Origin of the sequence: Chitinophaga niabensis (assembly GCF_039545795.1) — a bacterium.
Taxonomy (GTDB): domain Bacteria; phylum Bacteroidota; class Bacteroidia; order Chitinophagales; family Chitinophagaceae; genus Chitinophaga; species Chitinophaga niabensis_B.
This window is the reverse complement of sequence record NZ_CP154260.1, coordinates 144,776-165,239: the sequence shown is the minus strand read 5'-3', so window position 1 is coordinate 165,239 and position 20,464 is coordinate 144,776. Positions and strand designations below refer to the sequence as shown.

At 49.3% G+C, this 20,464-nt stretch carries 12 protein-coding genes; all 12 read right to left on the bottom strand.

The window, feature by feature from the left end:
* Positions 1–10: 10 nt before the first annotated feature.
* The 12 genes from AAHN97_RS00640 to AAHN97_RS00585 are packed head-to-tail and all read right to left on the bottom strand — an operon-like array spanning position 11 to position 20,460.
* Positions 11–1,564 (bottom strand): DUF4157 domain-containing protein, encoded by a 1,554-nt coding sequence (locus AAHN97_RS00640; RefSeq protein WP_343305655.1) that lies wholly within the window; start codon positions 1,562–1,564, stop codon positions 11–13.
* Between the two features lie 27 nt (positions 1,565–1,591).
* The gene (locus tag AAHN97_RS00635) at positions 1,592–3,148 is read right to left on the bottom strand and encodes a DUF4157 domain-containing protein (RefSeq protein ID WP_343305654.1); all 1,557 of its coding nucleotides are present in this window, start codon (positions 3,146–3,148) and stop codon (positions 1,592–1,594) included.
* A 9-nt stretch (positions 3,149–3,157) separates the two neighbouring features.
* On the bottom strand, positions 3,158–4,669 hold the full coding sequence (locus AAHN97_RS00630; protein ID WP_343305653.1) for a vWA domain-containing protein: 1,512 nt from the start codon (positions 4,667–4,669) through the stop codon (positions 3,158–3,160).
* Between the two features lie 53 nt (positions 4,670–4,722).
* The gene (locus AAHN97_RS00625) at positions 4,723–6,477 is read right to left on the bottom strand and encodes an eCIS core domain-containing protein (RefSeq protein ID WP_343305652.1); all 1,755 of its coding nucleotides are present in this window, start codon (positions 6,475–6,477) and stop codon (positions 4,723–4,725) included.
* A gap of 28 nt (positions 6,478–6,505) precedes the next feature.
* A complete protein-coding gene (locus AAHN97_RS00620; protein WP_343305651.1) occupies positions 6,506–7,990 on the bottom strand; it encodes a hypothetical protein in 1,485 nt (494 codons plus the stop codon).
* A 9-nt stretch (positions 7,991–7,999) separates the two neighbouring features.
* A complete protein-coding gene (locus tag AAHN97_RS00615; protein WP_343305650.1) occupies positions 8,000–10,333 on the bottom strand; it encodes a vWA domain-containing protein in 2,334 nt (777 codons plus the stop codon).
* 35 nt (positions 10,334–10,368) lie between these two features.
* A complete protein-coding gene (locus tag AAHN97_RS00610) occupies positions 10,369–12,000 on the bottom strand; it encodes a contractile injection system tape measure protein (RefSeq protein WP_343305649.1) in 1,632 nt (543 codons plus the stop codon).
* Between the two features lie 9 nt (positions 12,001–12,009).
* The gene (locus AAHN97_RS00605; protein ID WP_343305648.1) at positions 12,010–15,357 is read right to left on the bottom strand and encodes a hypothetical protein; all 3,348 of its coding nucleotides are present in this window, start codon (positions 15,355–15,357) and stop codon (positions 12,010–12,012) included.
* A gap of 15 nt (positions 15,358–15,372) precedes the next feature.
* A complete protein-coding gene (locus AAHN97_RS00600) occupies positions 15,373–16,440 on the bottom strand; it encodes a tail fiber domain-containing protein (RefSeq protein WP_343305647.1) in 1,068 nt (355 codons plus the stop codon).
* A gap of 37 nt (positions 16,441–16,477) precedes the next feature.
* On the bottom strand, positions 16,478–19,753 hold the full coding sequence (locus AAHN97_RS00595) for a baseplate J/gp47 family protein (protein WP_343305646.1): 3,276 nt from the start codon (positions 19,751–19,753) through the stop codon (positions 16,478–16,480).
* 1 nt (position 19,754) lies between these two features.
* Positions 19,755–20,153, bottom strand: coding sequence for a GPW/gp25 family protein (locus tag AAHN97_RS00590; protein WP_343305645.1), 399 nt, complete (start codon positions 20,151–20,153; stop codon positions 19,755–19,757).
* A 16-nt stretch (positions 20,154–20,169) separates the two neighbouring features.
* Positions 20,170–20,460 (bottom strand): PAAR domain-containing protein, encoded by a 291-nt coding sequence (locus AAHN97_RS00585; protein ID WP_343305644.1) that lies wholly within the window; start codon positions 20,458–20,460, stop codon positions 20,170–20,172.
* Positions 20,461–20,464 lie beyond the last annotated feature (4 nt).

The window sequence follows — 20,464 nt, the reverse complement described above, 5'->3', positions numbered from 1 at the left end:
GTTATTTTTTTCAAAAACGGCGTCTTGTCCAGTTCAACGCCGGGAATCTGTTGATCATCAACTCCCGGAAAACGTTCTTTTGCGTGGTCGTCCACCCGCTTTGTGTAAACGCGATCGTTTCTTCCAGGTACGCCGTCACGTCCGCGCAATCACAATGGCAACGCAATGACTTCAGGATCCCTTCAATGCTTTCACTGCAATTGGTGATGGTTTCATTGTATTCATTCCGGAGGTTTGTCATCATCGTACTATAATCCGGCGATCTGCGCCTTACATTCTCAAAGAGTGGCGGAAATTCACTCATCTCAGCGCTCATCTCGCTCAGGAAAAATCTTACCGTATGGCCATCTATGACGGTGGTACGCAGACAGGTAACACCAGGCAGAGCAGGCCGTGCTACGGCATCGTATATGATATGCTGCAGCTCATGTGTCATGGCTATCTTGAGTTGCATCAACCAATTGTTTCTTGTCATACCACCGATCGTTGCCTGAGCCGGGTTATTCTGGAAAGTATCCGCTTCCTGTTCGAGACGATTCGGAACAAAAATACAACGGGCTGTAGCCGGGCCGGCGAATGGCGGCACCCAGGTGTCGAAGCTGGAACAGCGCATGGTAAATGCTCCGGTGTTGGGTGAAACATCCAGGTCCACAAATACGCCATGCGACGTAGGGGTAACGGCAACACCATTAGCTGCCAGCACCGCTTCTATATTTGCCGCCCTGCGCGAATGTCCGGTTGCTGCCTGCCCTACAGGATCCGCTAAAATAGCAGCCCTTCTGGCCGTTCGCGCGGGTGCTTCTATCGCTTCTTCCGATGTACCAAACGTACCCGGCGAGCCACAGATCGGAGGTGTACAAACAGCACCTGTCAGGCAACTGCGCTGGATCTTCCGCATTACGGCGGACTGTTGTTGTATGACGTGCGTTAATTCATGCGCCATTAGTCTTCTCCCACTATCTGTCCCAGGCTGATACTGATGAGAGCGGAATACTATATTGTTCCCGAGTGTATAAGCATGTGCATTAAGACTGCGGGCCGATTCATTGGCCGCGCTATCCGTATGTAACTGCACTTTTGAAAAATCATATCCAAACCTGGGCTCAAAAAAATCCCGTTCACTTTGCGGCATGCTGCTTCCCTTTCCGTTCAATGAACCGGTATAACTTTCTGCTTGTGTTGCAACGCCGCTTTCCTTTCGTTGCACTGTTTCTTCATTTTCACAGGCCGCACATTTACGCTGTACAGGTCCTTCCATATCCTCATCTTCCTGCCGCTGAATGAGGGGTCCCACTTCTTTTCGCTGTGCTTCTTCCTCTTCACAATGCACACATTTCCTTTGCAGCATTGTTGCAGGCCTGAAAAATGAGCTTTCATTTCCTCCCGCAGCTGCCGGCATGCGCATCACCTTATCTGCCATCGCGTCTGCTTCCTGCTCATAACGATCCCCCGGCTCATTTACCGTTAACTTAGTTTGAATAGCCGGGTTAAAAAAGATACCGTTTCCCGCATGCCGCCCGGCACCGGAAGTATCCTTTTTGTTTTGTATAAGCGTTTCAGACATATTTTTGTTTTAGCGTCCTTTCTATCATCATGGCGGCAATATTCCGCGCAATTCCGTTTGCTGGTCGGCCTTTAATTTTTTGAATACAATCGCCAGCGGATCTTTTGCATCATCCAGCCTCTTGACGATCTTCTTTTTCGTTTCCGGTAGCCCGACCATTCTTCTGAAGAGTTCCCGCAATATGTTCATCATCGTATCCGGGTCTTTTACCTGCAGCTTCGAGATACAATTCAGTATCTTTTCATCGTAGGTAACAAATTTGTTTATTTCCTTGAAGGCCTTTGCCGTGTCTTCTCTTGATTTAACACAGGTTGCCACATTCAGGCCTGCTACATTGCAGATATCATCATCAAGCGGGCTGCTTCCACTTGCCATAATGGATTGCGGATTATTGTACCCGGGTGTTTTGGTCAGTTCTTTACCGAACCAATACAAGCGGGTAGGAATGGCCATGATGGAATTATCCGAGTGAGCATCAATGTAATTATACCGGTCCAGTTCAAATTGCAGAATGTGATGCAGTTCATGTGCATACCCGGTAGGGCCGCCACCCGCCCAGTTCGTAGCTACTTCCGGCTGAGATGGATCCACCCCTATTTTAAACGTATTGGGATCAGCCGCCGCCTGTGCCGGCGTAACAAAATCTATGTCCACAATATATCCCATAGCAGAGGCGGCCTTTTCAATGGCATCTTCCATCCCTTTGATGGAGTCCACATAAGGATCTGTTCCGGTACCTCTCTTCTCAAGCAGTATTTTGATCTTCACATAAATATTATTCGGATCGCGGCCATCTATCTCGAATTTTCCGCCACCATACTTTCCCGCTTTAGTTGTGTATACCCGGCCTGCGCTCTTTACTGCAGCCTCTTCCAGCCCTAAACGCAGTTTCTCACCAGGATCAGCTACCCGTTTTGCCTCTGCCGTCACAGCTGTAGCAGTGGCTCCTGTATAAACGGCCGTAGCAGCGGCTGGTGTTCCCAGCGGTGTATCCATCATCAATTTCAGCTTATCGATATAATAAATACAATTAGGTTTCGGTTTTGTATCTGTTACTAATTTATCCGCAACCGCTTTATCTGCAGGAGAAAGCTTTCCATATTCCGCTGTTGCCTTCATGGCAGTTGCAGTTGCATCAAACTTAGCGTCTGTGGCAGGATCAGGGCATCGCTGAATCGCCTTTCGCTGCACGCTTCGCTGTTGCACAACATGCGTCAGTTCATGCGCAAGCAACCTGTTGCCGGATTCGGTATCCGGCTGATATTGCCGGGACGCAAACACAATATCATTCCCGTGTGTGTACGCACGCGCGCCGAGATCTTTCGCAGAAGCATTGGCAGTAGTATCTGTATGTAATTGCACATTTGAAAAATCCTGCCCGAACCTCGGCTCAAAAAAAGCACGTTCGCCGGCACTTAACTTCTGTCCCTTACCCGGTAATGCCCCCACATAACTTTCAGTCTGCGGGCCTATATGATTCGCGGTATCAGGCATTCTTTGAACCGCCGGATGAAAAAAGGTTTCACCCGGCCTTTGATGAGCCGGGGTAGAAAGTTGTACCTTATCTTTTTTATCTCTGTACATCTTGTTTATTTATGGTGTATTGCCATCTACAAGTATCATTAACTTATAAGGCACCTCAATTCCCGGGCTTGTACTTAATCGCGTCTGCACCTTCCAATCTCCATTGAATCTCGTGATCAATTCATCCTTAAAGGAGGTATGGAATGCAAGTGTTACAAATCCATCGCCTTTCGTTTTAACTGCATATTGAATCAATTCCTTACCTCCTGCTTTAACCGATGTCACTTCAGGCTCATATTGATTTGGCGTAAATAGCGTAACAGTCACCGTGTTAATTCCTTTCCTGACAGAAAAAGAATCTGTGATTATTGGAGAGGACGGGAGGCTTCCGTATTGGGCAATCGGAAATTTGCCATTGCGGACATTCACAAATTCCAGGCTGTCTCCACTTAAAATGTTTGCAAGATGACGTGTAAACATGATTGCGAAATGCGCTTCCGTTTCAAAAGTTGTCTGAAGATGCTGGTTCACAAAAGCCCCTCCATTTGCATTGCCAATGCCCTGCATCAATACAGCACCAGGATTGTTGGTCCCCAGGGAGATGGTATAGATCTTTATCTCATTGTTATCCCCCCGGAGCTTGTGCCCGTTTCCTGTGCGGATGAAAGCATCCGGACCCACGGTCTGAACAGTGTCTGTCATGAAACCCCGGCGCTGAAGCCCGTCAGAAAACACGATCATCGCCTTGTTGTTGCCGGTAGTACCGGGAATCATTTTAAAAGCAAGCCTAAGGATACCATCCGCCAAAGCATTACGGGCACGAGGTTCGTGCGTATTGTATATTGTTTGCAGCAGGGTAACATTTCCCTCCATATCTATAAGGCCACCGTTAAAGGGGGGAGGAGAAAATGTTAATTCGGCATCAGAGGTACACAACTGCACCGCGATCTTATCTCCGGGAATACGGACCGCGTCCAACTGGGCACTCAGAACGTGAAGTCCTCTTATCTGCCCCGCAAAGCGACTAAGCGTATGGTCTGTCGTAGAACTACCATCATACTTTAAACGCATGTTGCCGGACCGGTCCAGTGCTATACCAAGGTCTATCGGTTTACGCGGCGGACGCGGCGCACGCTCAAAATTTAATGTATAAGATCGTTGACATATCTCGCCATTAACGCTGGCAACAATGGTGAACCGGATGATCTTCCCAATCGCAACCGGCAAGGGAACACCTGTCATCGTTACCTTATCACCTATTGCCTGGAATGTTATTCCATGTACTGACTGCGCGCCTGCACAAGGACTGCATATATTGGTTTCGCCCACGCCATCATCAACACTCAGATTTGTAATGGTCATCGTGACCGGTGGTTTCGCTGCAGCCTTCACAGGAGAAATCGTAACATTCAGGGCAGGTCCGCCAACTATCACGGCCGGGAAAGTAAACGGCGGATTAGGATTGCCGTTAGCATATATAATATCCTGCGCCTGCAAGCTTACACTACAGCAGCATGCGATGATCAAAAAGATCCAACGCTGCTTTGCAGCCCGGCATAAAATTGAAAGCGCAGTTTGCATGTTATCGTTTATTTAGATGTTCATTTCTATGTGTATTTGTTCCGGGTCATATTTTAAGGCGTAGCCGCATCTTCCGGCGGAATTATCGGACTGCTGCCGGTGTACATCTGCCGCGGATACCAGTTCACGCGAAATGCGCTTCCACTGTACGGCGTAGGACAGGTAGCTGAACAATTTGACCTGTCAGGCGCTGGTGTACCTGCCGCCGGCCAACCGGCATAACCAGCCCCAGCCCATGCCTGCGATTCCCTGAAGTTACCGGCGGGTGTTGCCAATCCGGTGAAACCGGTGCCCTTATAAAGATTGATCAGATCCATCATAGCCCTTCTCGTAAACCTTGCATAACCTGTATTGATAGGCCCATGTGCTAAAAAGTGGTCCGCACATAATTTGCACATCGCACCAAAAACCACATAATTCGCGGACCCTGCATAGTGGCAACCGGAATTGATCTGCACAGTTGAACCGCAAAGCGGAGTGGCCCCTGCGCTCGCGCAAGCGGGCCGGTAACCTAATATCCATGCATTATTGTGCAATTCTACAATGTCCCAGGCCATGCCTCCCGTTGATAAACTATCCAAAGCATCGCATGCTTCCACTTTCTGATCATTCGTCCAACCGCCAAACCTGGTACGGATCATAGACAATGCATCTGATACCTGGGTGGTCACGTTAGGGCCACAAAGAAATGCCGGTGGCGGTGCAGGCCTCGGCACGGTCACAGATTCCGGGTCCATCGTGACCTCGCGGGACATCACGATCTCTACGCGCCTGTTTTCTTCACGGGTTGGATAAGTAGTATCCTCTCCATGCCCCTCTGTTCTGATGCGCGTTGTATCCACCCTGCCGGAACGCAGTAGCCGTAATACGATCTGGCTCCTTCTGCGGGAGAGGTCCAGATTGAAATCAGGCGTACCTTCTTCACTGGCATAACCGTGTAATACCACATTCCCATCAGGATTGGCGGCAAGGTAACTGCGGATGGAAGCCATACAGGCTGCAAACTCCCGCGCATCGGTAAATTCCGTTGTACCCTGCCTGAAATGGATCCTGCAGGAACTTAATGCAGTCGGTGTTAGCGGAGCATCCTGCCGTTGGATCTTCTTCCTGGCAAGACCTGTGTTCTGCTGCACCACATGCGTGAGTTCATGCGCCATTAATTTTCTGCTGACTGTAGAATCAGACTGATATTGATTTGCGCCAAAAACAATATTGTTACCATGCGTATAGGCATGCGCATTCAGGCTTTTTGCCGAGTTAGCAGCTGCAGTATCCGTATGTAACCTGACCGTTGAAAAATCATATCCGAATTTGGGTTCATAAAAATCCCGCTCGCTTTGCGACATGCTGCTTCCCTTCCCATTTAACGAACCGATATAACTTTCTGTTTGAGAAGACGGGCTTACAGCGGCAGTTGAAGATTCATTCCGTTGTACGCTCTTTTCCTCTTCTTCGCAATGCGCGCATTTCCGTTGTACCAAAGCTGTCCGTTGTACAGCCGGCATTTCTTCACCGCAATGTTCGCATTTACGCTGAATAGCGGGAAACCGTTGCAGTTTTTCTTCTTCTTCGCAATGCGCACATTTGCGCTGCACCGGCGTAAATGAAGGTTTGAAAGAACCCGGTAATTCCATGGAAGGATCCGATGCCATGCGCATCACACGGTCTGCCATCGCGTCCGCTTCCTGCTCATGCATATCGCCCGGTTCATTAACGGTAAGCTTGGGTTGAAAGAATAACGGAGCCTCCGTCCTTACGGTTGCAGGAGGATGATTTGTTATGATCCTATGTGATAATGTTTCAGGCATACGCCCTTTATTTTAGTTTGTATATTTATTACGGAACCGGCGGCGGTGTTCTGCTTTCAGGGCCTCCGCCCGGTAGATCGAACATAAAGTTCACGCCCAATATGTGTGAGTAACCACTGTTGCCCAGCACATCTACAAGGCCTGTGTAATTAACACCTCCGCTGAAACCACTTCCGCGGAACCCTGCCGTGAGGGACAACGGAATATTGAGTGATTCAGGGCGGGTAGGATCTGCGGGATCGTACAACAGGCCGGTATGTACATCCAGGTAGATCGGGTGCTGGAAACGATTCAGATCAAACCCGATGGTTGGTCCGAACATAAAATTGCCGCTTCCTGTATTCATCAGCGTTTCAAAACCTAAACGTGGTGTAAAAAGTCCCAACAGGTCCGTATTGCCCAGCCTGCGGTCTAACCGAAGGTCCACCACGAACTGGGGATTTGCATCCAGGGTAATACCGGTGGTGATACCAAAACGCGCCACAGGATTCACAAGAGAAGAGGATGTTAATCCGGCAGGCCGGTATGTACATCCTTCTACCGTATTACTGATAATATCCGCAAACGGCTGATAATGCCTGGGCCGCACATCATCACCGGAATGCATGATGGAGGTCCGGTCATTATGACCAGGTACTCCCCAAAAGCTCGCCCATCCGGTATATTCATCCCGCATATTCAAAGCATGCCCGAATTCATGGGCAATTCTCTGCTGCGTAATGCCATCGCCCATATTAACCGGTGTATCATGCGTATCAGATAAAGTCATATCCCGCAATGGTAAAGTAGTAAGCCCGGTTGTTGGAGCAGTGGTCACATTTGCACTGTAGCCATGCCTCCCCCGCTGCGCTTCATTGTGCGTTCGGAGATCCACTGCCACATCTACGCCGTCAGGACTGCAGGGACAACTGCCTGCAGTTGGGATCAGCCTGTGCTTGTGCGACCAGACGCCTTCCACCTGGGACTCCGCAGCAGACATATAAGCTGTCCGCCTTGTGGCATCCATTGAATCAGGGAATTGAAAATACCAATCCTGGCTATAGTTCAGCGTACACGCGGTATCATTGAACTCGTACCTTCCTGCCCAATCTGTTCCGTTATGCACTGCCCGCTGGATCATATTCCCAGGTGCGGCGCTCATTTGTATTGACTGTGCAAGTTGATGCGCCGGGATAAATGCATCATGCGTATTCGTTTTGGCATGAGGAGTAATGGCGCTGCTGGTGGCAAAATCGCTTGCACTCAGGTCTGTCTTTCTTTGTAATTTTTCTTCCTTTTCACATTCCTCGCATTTCCGTTGTATCGCAGGTTTGTAAGATGCGGGCAATCCCATCACAGGGGCCGGCATCCGCATCACCCGGTCAGCCATAGCATCCGCTTCCTGCTCATGTACATCTCCCGGCTCATTTACGGCGAGCTTGGGCTGGATATGTGCAGGTGGGAAGAAGCTACCCGTGGTTTGCGGGTAGCTTCTGTGAGTTGTTGTTGCGCTATGTATTTCCGGCGCATGCATATACACGGCTTATTTTTTCTTTTTCCTGAACAATAAGATAAGCAGCAGTAATAACAACAGGAGTATTATCCAGATCGTCCATGCAGGCAGGCCGATGCTTTCCAACCAGCACTGTATACGTTTGAAGAAGCCCTGGTTTGGCATGTAACAATCAATACTGCCAATCTTGCCGTCAATTACTTTTTCACCGGCAACACTGAGTTTGATATTACCGGAGAGATCACCTTTTACAATGATATCGTAGCTGCCATCTCCCTTATCTACTACTTTCTCAATGGTTGCACTGCCAGCGTCAAGGCTGATCGCTCCTCCCCAACCTGCACCGATCAATCTGCCATTGCTTGCCTGCGGGCGGAAAGTAATCACCGTGAAACTGTCATTACGGGTAACGGTCAGTTGTGAATTCGGCACATCGATATCCGGGAAACGAACGTAGAAATTTTCAGTGTGATAACGCTGTATTTCACCCATCAGTGAATCCGTTGCCGTTACGCGATAGATCACCTGGTAAACACCGGTTACATCTGTTCCGTTAAAACTACCGGTATAGGACTTGCTGCCAGCATCATATAAAAGATCTACCAGTTGGTCTTTTGCTTTGATCTTATTGAGGAATGCCGTGTCTTCCATCAGTTTCGCCAGTTTGGCTACGTCAGGAGATCCCGGATCATCGGCTGGTACCTGGAAGTCTACATTTGCGCGGGCAATCAGATCATTCAGGTCATCTCCCGGTTTCAGGAAAATGGCCAGTACCTTAGCGTTCGCAACAGATTGGCCACGGCGCTCCAATGTTACTTTGGGTTTAACTGCCTGGTTCACTTTAAAGGAACTGTCAACTAAAGAATAATTTGCCTTCAGATTATGATCATCTACCATCACCATCAGCACATAGGGCACAACGATCCCGGGGTTTGCACTTAGGCGGGATTCTACTTTCCACTCGCCATTGAGTTTAGTGGTATTCTCGCTGTTAAATGGCGTACGGAATGCAAAAGTTGTAAATCCATCGCCGCTCGTTTTGGTGGCATACTGTATCAGTTCTGTACTGCCCACCTTAATGGATGTCACCATCGGCTTGTATCGGGCCGGAGCAAATAATGTCACAGTGGCTATATTAATTCCCTTATTAACAGAGAAAGAATCTGTCACCATCGGAGGAGGAGGGAATTCGCCACCGGAAGAAACCGGGAATTTACCATTGCGGATATCTACAAATTGCGGACTATTCCCTTTCAGGATATTGGCAAGATGAAGGGTGAACATCGCAGCAAACTGGGCCTCCGATTCAAAGGTGGTTACCAGGTTGGGGTTGAGGGACAAACCTCCATTCGCGCCACCGATATCCTGCATTAATTGCGGGTTATGGCCGGTAGTACCCAGGCAGATCGTATAGAGTTTTATTTCATTTGCATTACCACGGAGCTTTTGCCCGCCAATGGTTTGTGTAAATGCATTTGGTGCAACGGCTTTCACTTCGTCTCCTGTATTCTGAACACCATCTGAAAACACGATCATTGCTTTATTATTCCCAACTGTGCCTGGTAACAATTGATCCCGAACGGCAATTATACCATCTCCCAAAGCAGTATTGCCAGCGGGGTTGATGGGATTGTAGGTTGCCTGCAATTGGTTGGCATTGGGATCCATCGCAACGAGACCGGCATCAAAAGGAGCAGGAGAAGCAATCACGCCGGGAGAAGCAAACATCCTCACAACGATCTTGTCCCCGGGAATATCCAAAGCAGCTACCTGCGCACTCAGCACATTAAGCCCTCTTACCAGCCCCGCCCAACGGCTAAGCGTTTTGTCTGGCGTTGTACTGCCATCATACTTCCAGCTCATACTGCCTGAGCGGTCCAGCACCAGTCCCAGATCAATCGGCCTGCGTTCCACGTTTAACGTATAGGAACGCTGGCAGGGCTCGCCGGCAACACTGGCAAGAATAGTAAACCGTATGATTTTCCCCACGCCTGCCGCCAAGGGAGCACCAGTAATGGTTACTGTTTCTCCCGTAGACTGGAATGTTATCCCGTCTATCACCTGTGCGCCTGCGCAAGGGCCGCATATAACGGTTTCGCCCAAGCCATCTTCAAAGCTCAGGGAGGTAATGGTCATCGTTATCGGCGGAACTGCACCGGCTTTAACCGGGGAAATTGTTACATTCAATGCGGCTCCCCCTCCTACTGCTGTCCCTGGAGGGAAATTGAAAGGTGGATTCGGGTTTCCGTCAGCATATATAATATCCTGTGCCTGCGATGAGAAGCTGCCACATAGTGCAATGGCCAGGAAAAAGACCCAAACGGGTCTTATTGCCCGGAATACAGATGAAAATACAGTTTGCATGTTCTTCGTTATTTAGATTCATAAATAAATACTAATTAAGCCCAGTCCACATAAACACCGGTATCCTTCATCCAGGGCAACCGGATCATAGAAATACCCCAGGGGAGCTTTCCCATCAAAACATCCTGTGCCTTCTTTTCAACAGTGATCAACCAGCCGTCTTTCTTTTCTTCCACTTTGCCCCTGCGCATGATAAATCCTTCGCGAAGCCCATCGGCAGACGTTTTACCCAGTACGCTCCAGTGATCGATCACAGCCTCCAGCAACTCCGTTCCTGATTGCCTGTGATGATCTTCCAATGGAATGGAAATATCCAGTGTTTCTTCCCAGGGCATTCCACAAAGAAGCTTAGGGATGATCAGATTGTATTCCGGTATATCTGTATGCCCATACCCCAGCCAGGTAACGAGCAACACAGCTGTGTGCTGCGCTTGTACGGAAACCCATCCTTCAGCTTGCCAGAGATCGCTGATACGGAATAATTCCGGTAGAAAAGGATGTAATAACACAAGCCCCGCCGCATCGGCGTAGAGTGCCTCTCCTTCAGTCCCGGATCCAGGCATATCATTGCCATCATTGCCCGAAACATTTTTTGTTCCGGCAACACTTTTTATATTAGAAGGTGCTGTTCCTGTCCCACGATTTTCTCTTCCGGTCTGTTCATGTGTTGCATCGCTTGTTTGCGCAACATTGTTTTTTTTGTTTGCATCCTGCTTTCCGTTGGGAAGGCCGGTATGATCATCGCCGGAAGAACTTCCCTGTTTGTCCGGCCCCAGCTCCATCGCCTCCGTCAATAATGCCTTTAACATCACAGCATCGACAGGTATGCCTGTGCCTGGCTGAGCAGGTTGCCTGGTCCGTATTTCTTTTACTAATTCTTTTTTCAACCCGGAATGATCTTCCAGCCAATATTTTAGTGCGGCAACAAGTTGTGTACCTGTAACATCATCACTGATACACCGGCTGACCACGTACGTCCAATAAGCTTTACGTAATGCCTGAGAACTGGCACCGGATATCTTTTCTATCCAACTCCAGCCTGTACTTGTTTCCTGAATAAGTTTGGGATTATGCCGCTCCAGCAGTTTTTCAATAAATGTTATGCTGAATTGTTGCACAAGGCGCTCCTGCGAATGCTTCCATCTCCGCAGCGTGGCAATAATATGTTCGTATTGTGGGGCACCAAGCTGTGCGATCCATTCATCATCCCACTCCGGTTTATTCATCTTATCCGGCTCTGCCCACCATGGCAGTCTTCCGTACACCAGGAAATGAATAAAACATTCCTGCATTGCTTCGCGCCGGCTAAAGCGCCGGTTCTGAAATTTTTCCTTTTCCTGCTCCCCGGCCCCGAAAGGCTTCGTGAGATCAGCGGCCTGCCTGATATGAGCAGCCGGCACAATTTTTTGCAGCGCAGCCGCTACAACTGCTTCCACCTTCTCGCGGATCTGCTGATCAGAAATATCCGCTGAAAGCATACCAAGGTCTACTTCCAGCCGGTTCAGCAGAATCACCTCATCTTCCTTCACAAACCGGTTAAAACATTGTTCAATACAAGGTGTGATCACATGACGCAACATATTGGCGGCACGGGATTCCCATTGCTGCGCCAGCAAAAGTGACGGGGCAGAAATGTTGAATACCTGTTTTTGAACAAGGTGTTGCATATCGTGATATCAGGTTGTAAAATATTCGCTGTATAAATTGTTCATCACCTGAACCAGGGCTTCCCGTGCAAGGTCCAGTTCCGCAGGATCTACTTCATCCGTCAGGTAAGTCCGGAGCCAGTTGAAGTATACCAGTTCAAATTCCTCGATGCACGGAGGGTCCAGGCTAAAATCGGTGCCTGCAACTGCGCGGTCTACCCACAAAACACGGGGCAGGATGTGAGCAGGACAATGTTTGCGGACCTGTTCCTCTGCATATTTCCTGAATTCGCCATCACGGTACAATGCAGGGCTGGAAAGGATTGGCGGGCTATCAACAACTGCAAAGTCACGTTCGTAACCAGAAGGGAATACGAATGTGATCTGAAATGAATGCGGATCTGTTTGTCCGGAGATCTGCAACAAATCATTTTCGTTTGCCGTATCTGAAAAAAGGAGGTGATGTTCTACCAGGAAAAATCCCTGTGCGCTCAGCATCCTGAAAATATGTTCCCTGATCCTGCGGATGCGGCTTTTTGCTGCAGCAACAGTCAGAAAAACATCGGGGGATCGGGCCAGTATTGTATTATCTGCGAGTTTCAGGGCTATGCGGAAAGTACCGCCACCGGCATCTTCCATCACATAATTCACCAGTTCCGTACCCTGGTCTATCATCAGCTGTGCGGCAGCCCTGGCCGCAGCGATGGCTTCAGGATTGGTAACGCCGGGATAATTTCCTGCGCTTTCCAGCAGTATACCCGCCGGGCCCGGTGCATCGCGAAGCCGGAAACGTTTCCTGTTCTCTGCGTTTGGAACAGGCTCGTCATAAATCTCTGCGTAATCGCTGAAAGTATGTATGAGCGGGCGCCGCTCTTTCAGATCGATGCCCAGCATGTGATATAGTCTGTATTCAAGCGGAATGAGTGTATAGGCAGACCAGACAAAACGTATCATATCCGCGATCTCGTCCATTCCGTCTTCTGCCTCTGGTAATGAAGGATAACTATCCACGCTTTCAGCCAGCCTCGTCACACCGTCCGTACTCAATATTTCCAGGATATGATCAGGGCCGTCAAGCCGGAAGGTATAATGTGATGCGTTGGTCGCAAACTTCAATGCCAGCTCTGCTGTCTGCAATGCTTCCTTCCTGGAACCGGCCAGCTCAAATTCCTTGAGCACCGGCACTCCGCGCAGATTTGAAATCTCCCAGGCAAATCCGTTATTTACCGGAGTGATGTTCATAAAATGCGTGGTATGCCACATGGGATGACCGTAAGCCTGCGGCTTGTTCTGGTTCAGTTCGGGAAGCGCATAATAAAAAGCAGATTTGTCATAGATCAGTTCCTGTAAGGTATTCATCCGCCGTTGTTGCTGCGCGGCGAGCAGCTGGATTAAATTCATGCTTTCCGCTCCCGGTACCTGCATGGCCAGCCGTAACAGCAGGTTGGTGCGATCGCGCATATCTTCACCAAGTGCAGCCAGCAAATGATCTAACAAAGCATTCCGCCGCTGCAGGAATTGCTCACGCGTTTCCGTTGTCTCTTCCAGCATTTTTGTATACTCATTCTCCTGGTCATCCACAAAATCCTGCCAGGTGGCATACTGCGGCCCGAATGCCTTATACAGCGGCGCAATATCCGGAAGATGATATAAAGGTTGTTGAAAGATCGTTTGGTTTACTTCCGGATCGGCGCTGAAAAATGTATTGAACTGTGAAAGCTGTGCCTGGTATCCGGCCAGTAATTGTTCAAATAAAAAGAGATAGCCTTTCAACTGTTTGGATTGTGCACGACGGGCGATGGTGGCATGATCAGGCAGGCCTGCTTCTCCAACTCCGTATGCCAAAGGCAAATCGTTTTGTATGGGATAATATTCAGCAATGGGGTATACTTCTCCCTGCGGCACGGCAATATCCATGGCAGTGGAAGCACTGGCCTGTATGTCCGCTTCCTTTTTATTATTGAAGATCTCCAGAACACGAACAATATTATAGGCCACTTTAACGCCATTCCGGAATATAATAATCTGGGATTTTGTTACACTCAGCACAGGGATATGCTTCTGGCTCTTTACGAGTTGCAGGCAATCCCGCGCCTTGGTGGTAATGGGACGATTGTCCATGTAATTGGCCAGTGAAAGCCCTCTTACGCCGATGATCTTCCGGGCACTTACATCCTCACGGCGATCCACATCATCTGCGGCATTGGCGTTCCGCAGTTGATAAATGATCCTTAAAATATCCGAGGTATAAAGAATAGAGGTGATCTGTTGCGCACCGATATCTTCGTTGGCCAGGAATCCTGCATCCGTCAGCGGACCGTCAAACACAAGGTCCGCACTGCCGGCCAGCTGCAGTTGCGCATCCAGGGTACTGAAATGAATACCTGTGGCAATCAGGTTGCTGACGCGGAAGAACATTTCCGCCAGCAGTTCTTCGATATTTACATCACTGCCCACTTCAATAGTGGCAGTGATGCCTACTTCCTGCTGCCGCACTGCATTGAATGTTGCAATGCTTTCACCGAGACTGCGATAAGGCAGGATATACCTCCGTATGTGCCGCATCGCGGCGTGCGCTTCCAGCACGTGCGCGTATAATTTTGGCAATGGTCTGTTTGGTCCCAGATCGCTGATCAGTGTGGTCAATTGCGCCAGTACGCCCGGTGCTTCCAATGCAACGTCCTCCATTTCAGTGGTGATCTGCGCTACGATCCACAGGTTCATTTGCAATACCGTCACGTCCGGCGGAAACTGATAATTGACGGTAGCTCTTGCGAAGAACGATGTATCGCCTTCCATCTGTTTCCATTCATTGCCGGGTTCAAACACGACGGATTGCAGAACAGCTCCTTGTAACATCGGTAAAACATCTTCATCATCCCAATGCGGGAAAGCAATGTCTATCGTATAATCACGCGGCGGGATTCCCGGCACCGTTACTACTACCGTAAGGTTGTTGCTGTTAAGTGCTTCTTGCTCAAATTCCAGCAACACGCTGTATCGGCCAAGCGGCAATGATTTCTGGGGAAACGCCCAGGCATTCCGTACCTGTGGATGGTTAATAAGCACTTTTCGTACATCCACAGCCGTTACCGGGGCGGTTGGCAGTACCCTGGATGCCGTAAAAAATTCGGGAGAACGGACCGTTCCGCTACTCGCCAGGAGGTCCTTCATATCCATTCCTGTACGAAGACCGGCTTCGGTCACAGCGTAACACATGGCCTCCAGCAATGTGATGCCGGGATCATGCAGGTTATGATCCGTCCAGGACCCGGATGCCAGTGCCTGAATGATGGTCAGGCCTTCCGAGCGCAGAAAACTGAAATCCTGGCTTTTAAGCGGAGGGGGTAATGTTGATATTTGGGGTGCTGTTTCCATATTACCTGGATCAGATTAATTCTTGGTATTTTTCTTTGCAGCAAGCTGGGCTTCCAGTTTTTCAACCCTTTCTGTCAACTCACGAACAGCGTTGATCAGCATGAAAGTCAGCGGACCGGAATCATAGGTAAGCAGATCCTTATGTGCTTCATCTTCCAGTATGCTCTTCTTTACGATAGAAGGGATCACCTTTTGAACATCGTTGGCGATCAGGCCTACATACTGCTTTTCGTCATCGGGCGTACCTACCACACCATTGAACTTATAATACACCGGCTCCAGTTTGCAAAGCTCCTTCAAGCCAATTGTAAGTGGCTGAATATCTTTTTTTACGCGCCTGTCTGATGCAAGTACGTCAAACGGGCCTCCGCCTGTTTTTGCTGCAGTACCGTTCACAGAAAAAGCTCTTGGGGTACCCGCGGTGCCGATGATGGTGTTTCCATTAATGTTCACGCTCGTTGCGGGTGATATCTGGAAATTGCCGGAAGTTGATAACTGCAGGCGCGGAGTAGCTGTTCCTCCCTGGTTCAGGCTCAACGCTGAGAACTGGCCGCAATTAAGAATGGTATTTGCAGCAGCATCCTGCTTCAGGGCAAAACTTGTATCGCCGGTCTGGCTTTCATGGCTAATGAATGCACCATCATTGGGAGCCACCGGTCCGGTATGCACCACCAGTTTTCCGAAGCGGACACGCTCGCCGGCACCTGAATTCGTACCCAGTTGTACATCCAGTTTATGTGTTGGCGCCATGTTAGTGATCCCTACATTCCCACCAGTGAATCCAACATTCGGTCCTACGCCTATTATCTGGAATGCGCCACTCTCCCCGGCAATATCACTCCATACGCCTCCAACAGAAACCTGCACCTTGGTGCCGTTAAAACGGATCGTTCCGTTCGGCCCGGCAGGTGAATTAAAAAGCGTTAAGCCTGCCGGAACAGTCAGGTTCTTATTTACGTCCAGGCTTACCTTATCATCTTCAATATTGATAAATGAATCGAAGATATCGGCGAAGTCTTTACCCGTGGGACGTTCACCATCATCGAACCCTTCCTTGAGATAAACTCTGCTTTGTGCTGACATGATACTTTAATTTAGAGTTATGAACAATAGAATACACTTATGTAATAATGATAAAATCAAGTCCGATCACCATTTGCCCGATGCCAATGGATTGTGTGCCTTCGCAAACCGATCCGTTGTCTGACAACACGCCGATGCGGTGCCGTTCATTTGATACCAGGATGGCATCTGGCCGTGTAGCCGTTGCGATATCCACCGGCACGCCGATCACAAAATCCTCCCCGATCATTTTGCCGATCCCTTCTCCTCCGATTGTGGCGTCAGGCGTAACACCCACCACAAAGTCAATCCCTATCTGCATTTCACCAATCCCGCCGCCGGCAATTCCTTTATGGCGGTGATATAATTCAAAGTCTGTTACATGCTCCACATAATCCCGCCCTTCAATGAAAGCAAGGATCTCGGATGCAGGGATCTTACCGTCAAAGACAATATCCTGTCCTTCCTCGTAAGCCCAGGGGCTGAGAAAACGCTTCAGTTCATCTTCCAGTAAGATGGAATGATATCCTGGATCAAATCCTTCTTTGAACTTAACTTTACTATCTACCAGCAGCGTTTCATATTCAGGGTTGGTGACATGTACATTGGCGAATGGTGTTGCATGCGTTGTTTCTACAAACGTTTCTACCGATCTCAGGAAAGCGCCGTTTGCTTTGGGTTTAAGCGGATTACCCGTAGCGCGTTTCCGCCAGTCCGGCACAATCACGGCTTTCACATCACCGGGAGAAAGCAGGTTCTCTTCATTGGTATGCGGCAGGCATTTCACTTTGAAGATCTCCGGAAAGGCTTCCAGTATCAGGCGCTCATGATCCCATGCAGACACTGCCCTGCTGCGGTGGCGAAGCCGTTCGTGTACGCGGCGGTGGTATGCCTGGTCAGATTCGGAAGCCCTGCCTCCGAAAGATGGATAAGGTTGTTGTACTTTTTTTACGCCCACCAATTTTTTGGTGAGCGATGAAATGGTTTCTGCAGGCAACAGTGTTGCAAGATGATCATCGTATTCTTTTTCTAAGCCAGCGGGGATCTGCAGAGACGCTCTTGCAGCCTGCGTATGCAACGCTTGCACACTACCGGCGCCATTGGCTTTAGAGAGTACACTTGCCCTCACCCAAAGCCGGTTATCCGGCATCAGTGTATGATGGAGCGTAGCATCATCTCCGATCACAAGTCGTACAAGGCCTGATACCTGGAACCCGTCTGTTTTGTCTTCCAGCACATCGGCTCTTGAAATGGTTATCCATTGCCCGCCTGCCAGGTAACTCCATGAAATTTCTTCGGAGCGCAACAGCTCGGCGCCGGGTGTGCTTCCTTCTTCCAGTTGAAAGAGCAAAGACAGCAATTGTGGCGCCACGGCATTTTCCAGTCCGATATACAGTGCCGCCTCGGGATCATGCTTCGGTATCAGACTGAGGCCGCTTCCCCTGGTGACTTCTACAGCGCCAAAAACATCCAGTTGAAATAACTGATCAGTATGGTTGGGATTATCCGGACTGAATGTATCAGCCGCCGTATAATCCAGCGCTACTTCTGTGAGTGTTGGGGTATAAGGTTGTTGTGGCAGGACCACATCCGCAACGCCAAGGGCTTTGTCAATAGCATGCCGGCTATAGACCGTTGGAAAAGTTTTATGGCCGAATGCTTCAAATGGCACATCAGCAGGCAGATTGCCAAGCTCCGTTTTAGTTGGTTTGGTCAATACCAGTTTTATGAATCCCTGCTGGGAAAACTGATCAAATGCCGTTGGCGGCGCAAGCCTTGGTTGCCTTTTGTAAGGTGTACCGGGAACATGTTGCGTGATGACAGGGGCCGGAATAATAAGTTGATGCGTGGCTGAAGGATCGGCATGATCAAACAGTAATTCAGAAAGGTTATTCAGCTTCGTCCATTTCCTGCCGGCAAGCAGATGTACGTCCGTTTTGAATTTTTCATTATTGACATTCGGATTTTCATACCCCGCATAGTGATCCACGAACGATGCCGGAGGATCCTGCCATTTTAATGATACGGCAAAGGAAGTAATGGATTTCCTGAATGCTTCTGCACTGCCGATATAAAAGTTGCCGTCTACACGCGGGAAGGAAGTAAATGGAAGTACGGGGGTACCAGCTGCTTGTACGGACAGGTCATTCTGCAATATGAGGTCTTTTACGCCTTTTACGTCCACCCCTACCGTTACTTCTGTTACGGAATACTGCCCAAGTGTTTCCAGCAGGAATACGTCCGGTTTCAATCGTATGCTGCAAGCCGGCCATCCGGTGGCAAGCCTTGCCTGGTGGATGACTTCATCATAAGCTGTAATAGCGGGCGATGACTCATTATACAGGACGGAAATATCGAGGATTGCTTCAAATTCTTTCGGATCAGGAAGCGTTGGCGCAACGGGCGTAAGCGTTATTTTCTGCACTACATCAGGAATGATCCATCCTTCAAGGCCCGTCATTTTAACGTCCATCAGATTCGTGAGTGCGATATCATCCGGTAGTTCTTCCCGTGATTTCAATCGCATGGTGATATTGATCACACGAATACCCTCTGCCAGGAAAAAGTTTGGAGACGCCAGTGCAAAGCCGATATCAGCATGTTCCATCGGAGGCAGTGTACCGGTTTTTTGCAATTGAGGTGTTCCGAAAGGTCTCCAGCTGGCACCATTCTCACGCATCAGCGTAGCATCACCGGTTTTAAAAATAATGCGTTGCCCTCCGGGATTCACATCTGCAAAACTGCTCATTAACCCCGATATCGCGGCGTGATTAAATACATGATCACTGTCCAATGCGTAATCCAGGGGCATGCCGTTAGCCGTTTTACCACCCTTCAGCAACGTTCCTTTTGTCAGTAAAGTAGGTGCTGCACTTTTCGCCAGTTCAACGAGCACGTGTACCTGGTCTGCAATAGCAGAACGGCGTTGGAGGCGCAGTACATCTTCGTAATAAAAATTGAGGCGGCTGGCCGGCAATTGGTTGAGATCGTTCTGCGCGTGTGCATATACCTGCAGGAAAGCGATTAACAGCGTGATGTGCGGCGACCAGTCTTTCCGTGACAACAGCAACCTGGTCAACGTTGTTTCATCCGGCACATTACCGCTTGCAGTAAGTACGTCCAGGAATGGCTGCCAGTCACCCATCGGCTGATTATTCAGATCAAAGAACCTGATCTGCCGGCTGAGTGCATGTAAAAAACGAAGGATATCGTGCTTGGACCGCCCATCAATTTTCACCAGTGAGGGATCCAGGGAGAGCGCACTACGATCCAGCTGGTTCACACCATCGGTGGCTAACAGGTACTGGTAAATATTTTTATCGGTCGTTTTCATTTTATTTTTCTGTTAGGTAGAAGGGGAAGACGAGGTTGCTCCGGGTATTGGTGTTGCGCACCGTATAGTCCACCAGTATCTCTATTTTCCCTGATTCTTTTGGTCCGGGCAGTAGCCGTACTTCATTGAGGTCAATACGGGGCTCGTACACCAGCAGGGCTGTTTCTATTTCATTGCGGATTGCGGTTGCCGATGTGGTAGAGAGCGCTTCAAACAGCCAGCGTTCGCGTTTCCAGCCAAAGCCGGGTTGCATCACTCTTTCTCCCAGCTCTGTGGAAAGGATGATCTCGATGCTGCTGCGAACATCTGCTTCTGCTTCCAGCATGACCACTTCTTTTTCAACCCGGTTAAAAACTGGCGGGAAGCTCCAGCCTCTTCCTAAAAATGATTCGTTTGCCATAATCAGATGAGTTTTTTTATCCGCCGATCATTACGGTAGGACATCCTACAACGATCGAGCCTCCATGAGCAGTACTGTCTCCCATGCGGGCAGCCGGCATACCGCCAATCATCACCGTGCCTGATCCTTTCACTACGGTATCCGGCGGCCCTGTGCAGGTGAGCATATCCCCAACGCGCAGGGCCGGCATTCCGCCAACGAGTACCGTGGGGCAGCCGGGAGGTAGTGCGGGGCCTCCTACATGTGGCACTGTTCCGGTTACCATCGGACAAACGTGCATATCACCTGCTCTTGCTGCTAAAGACATACTT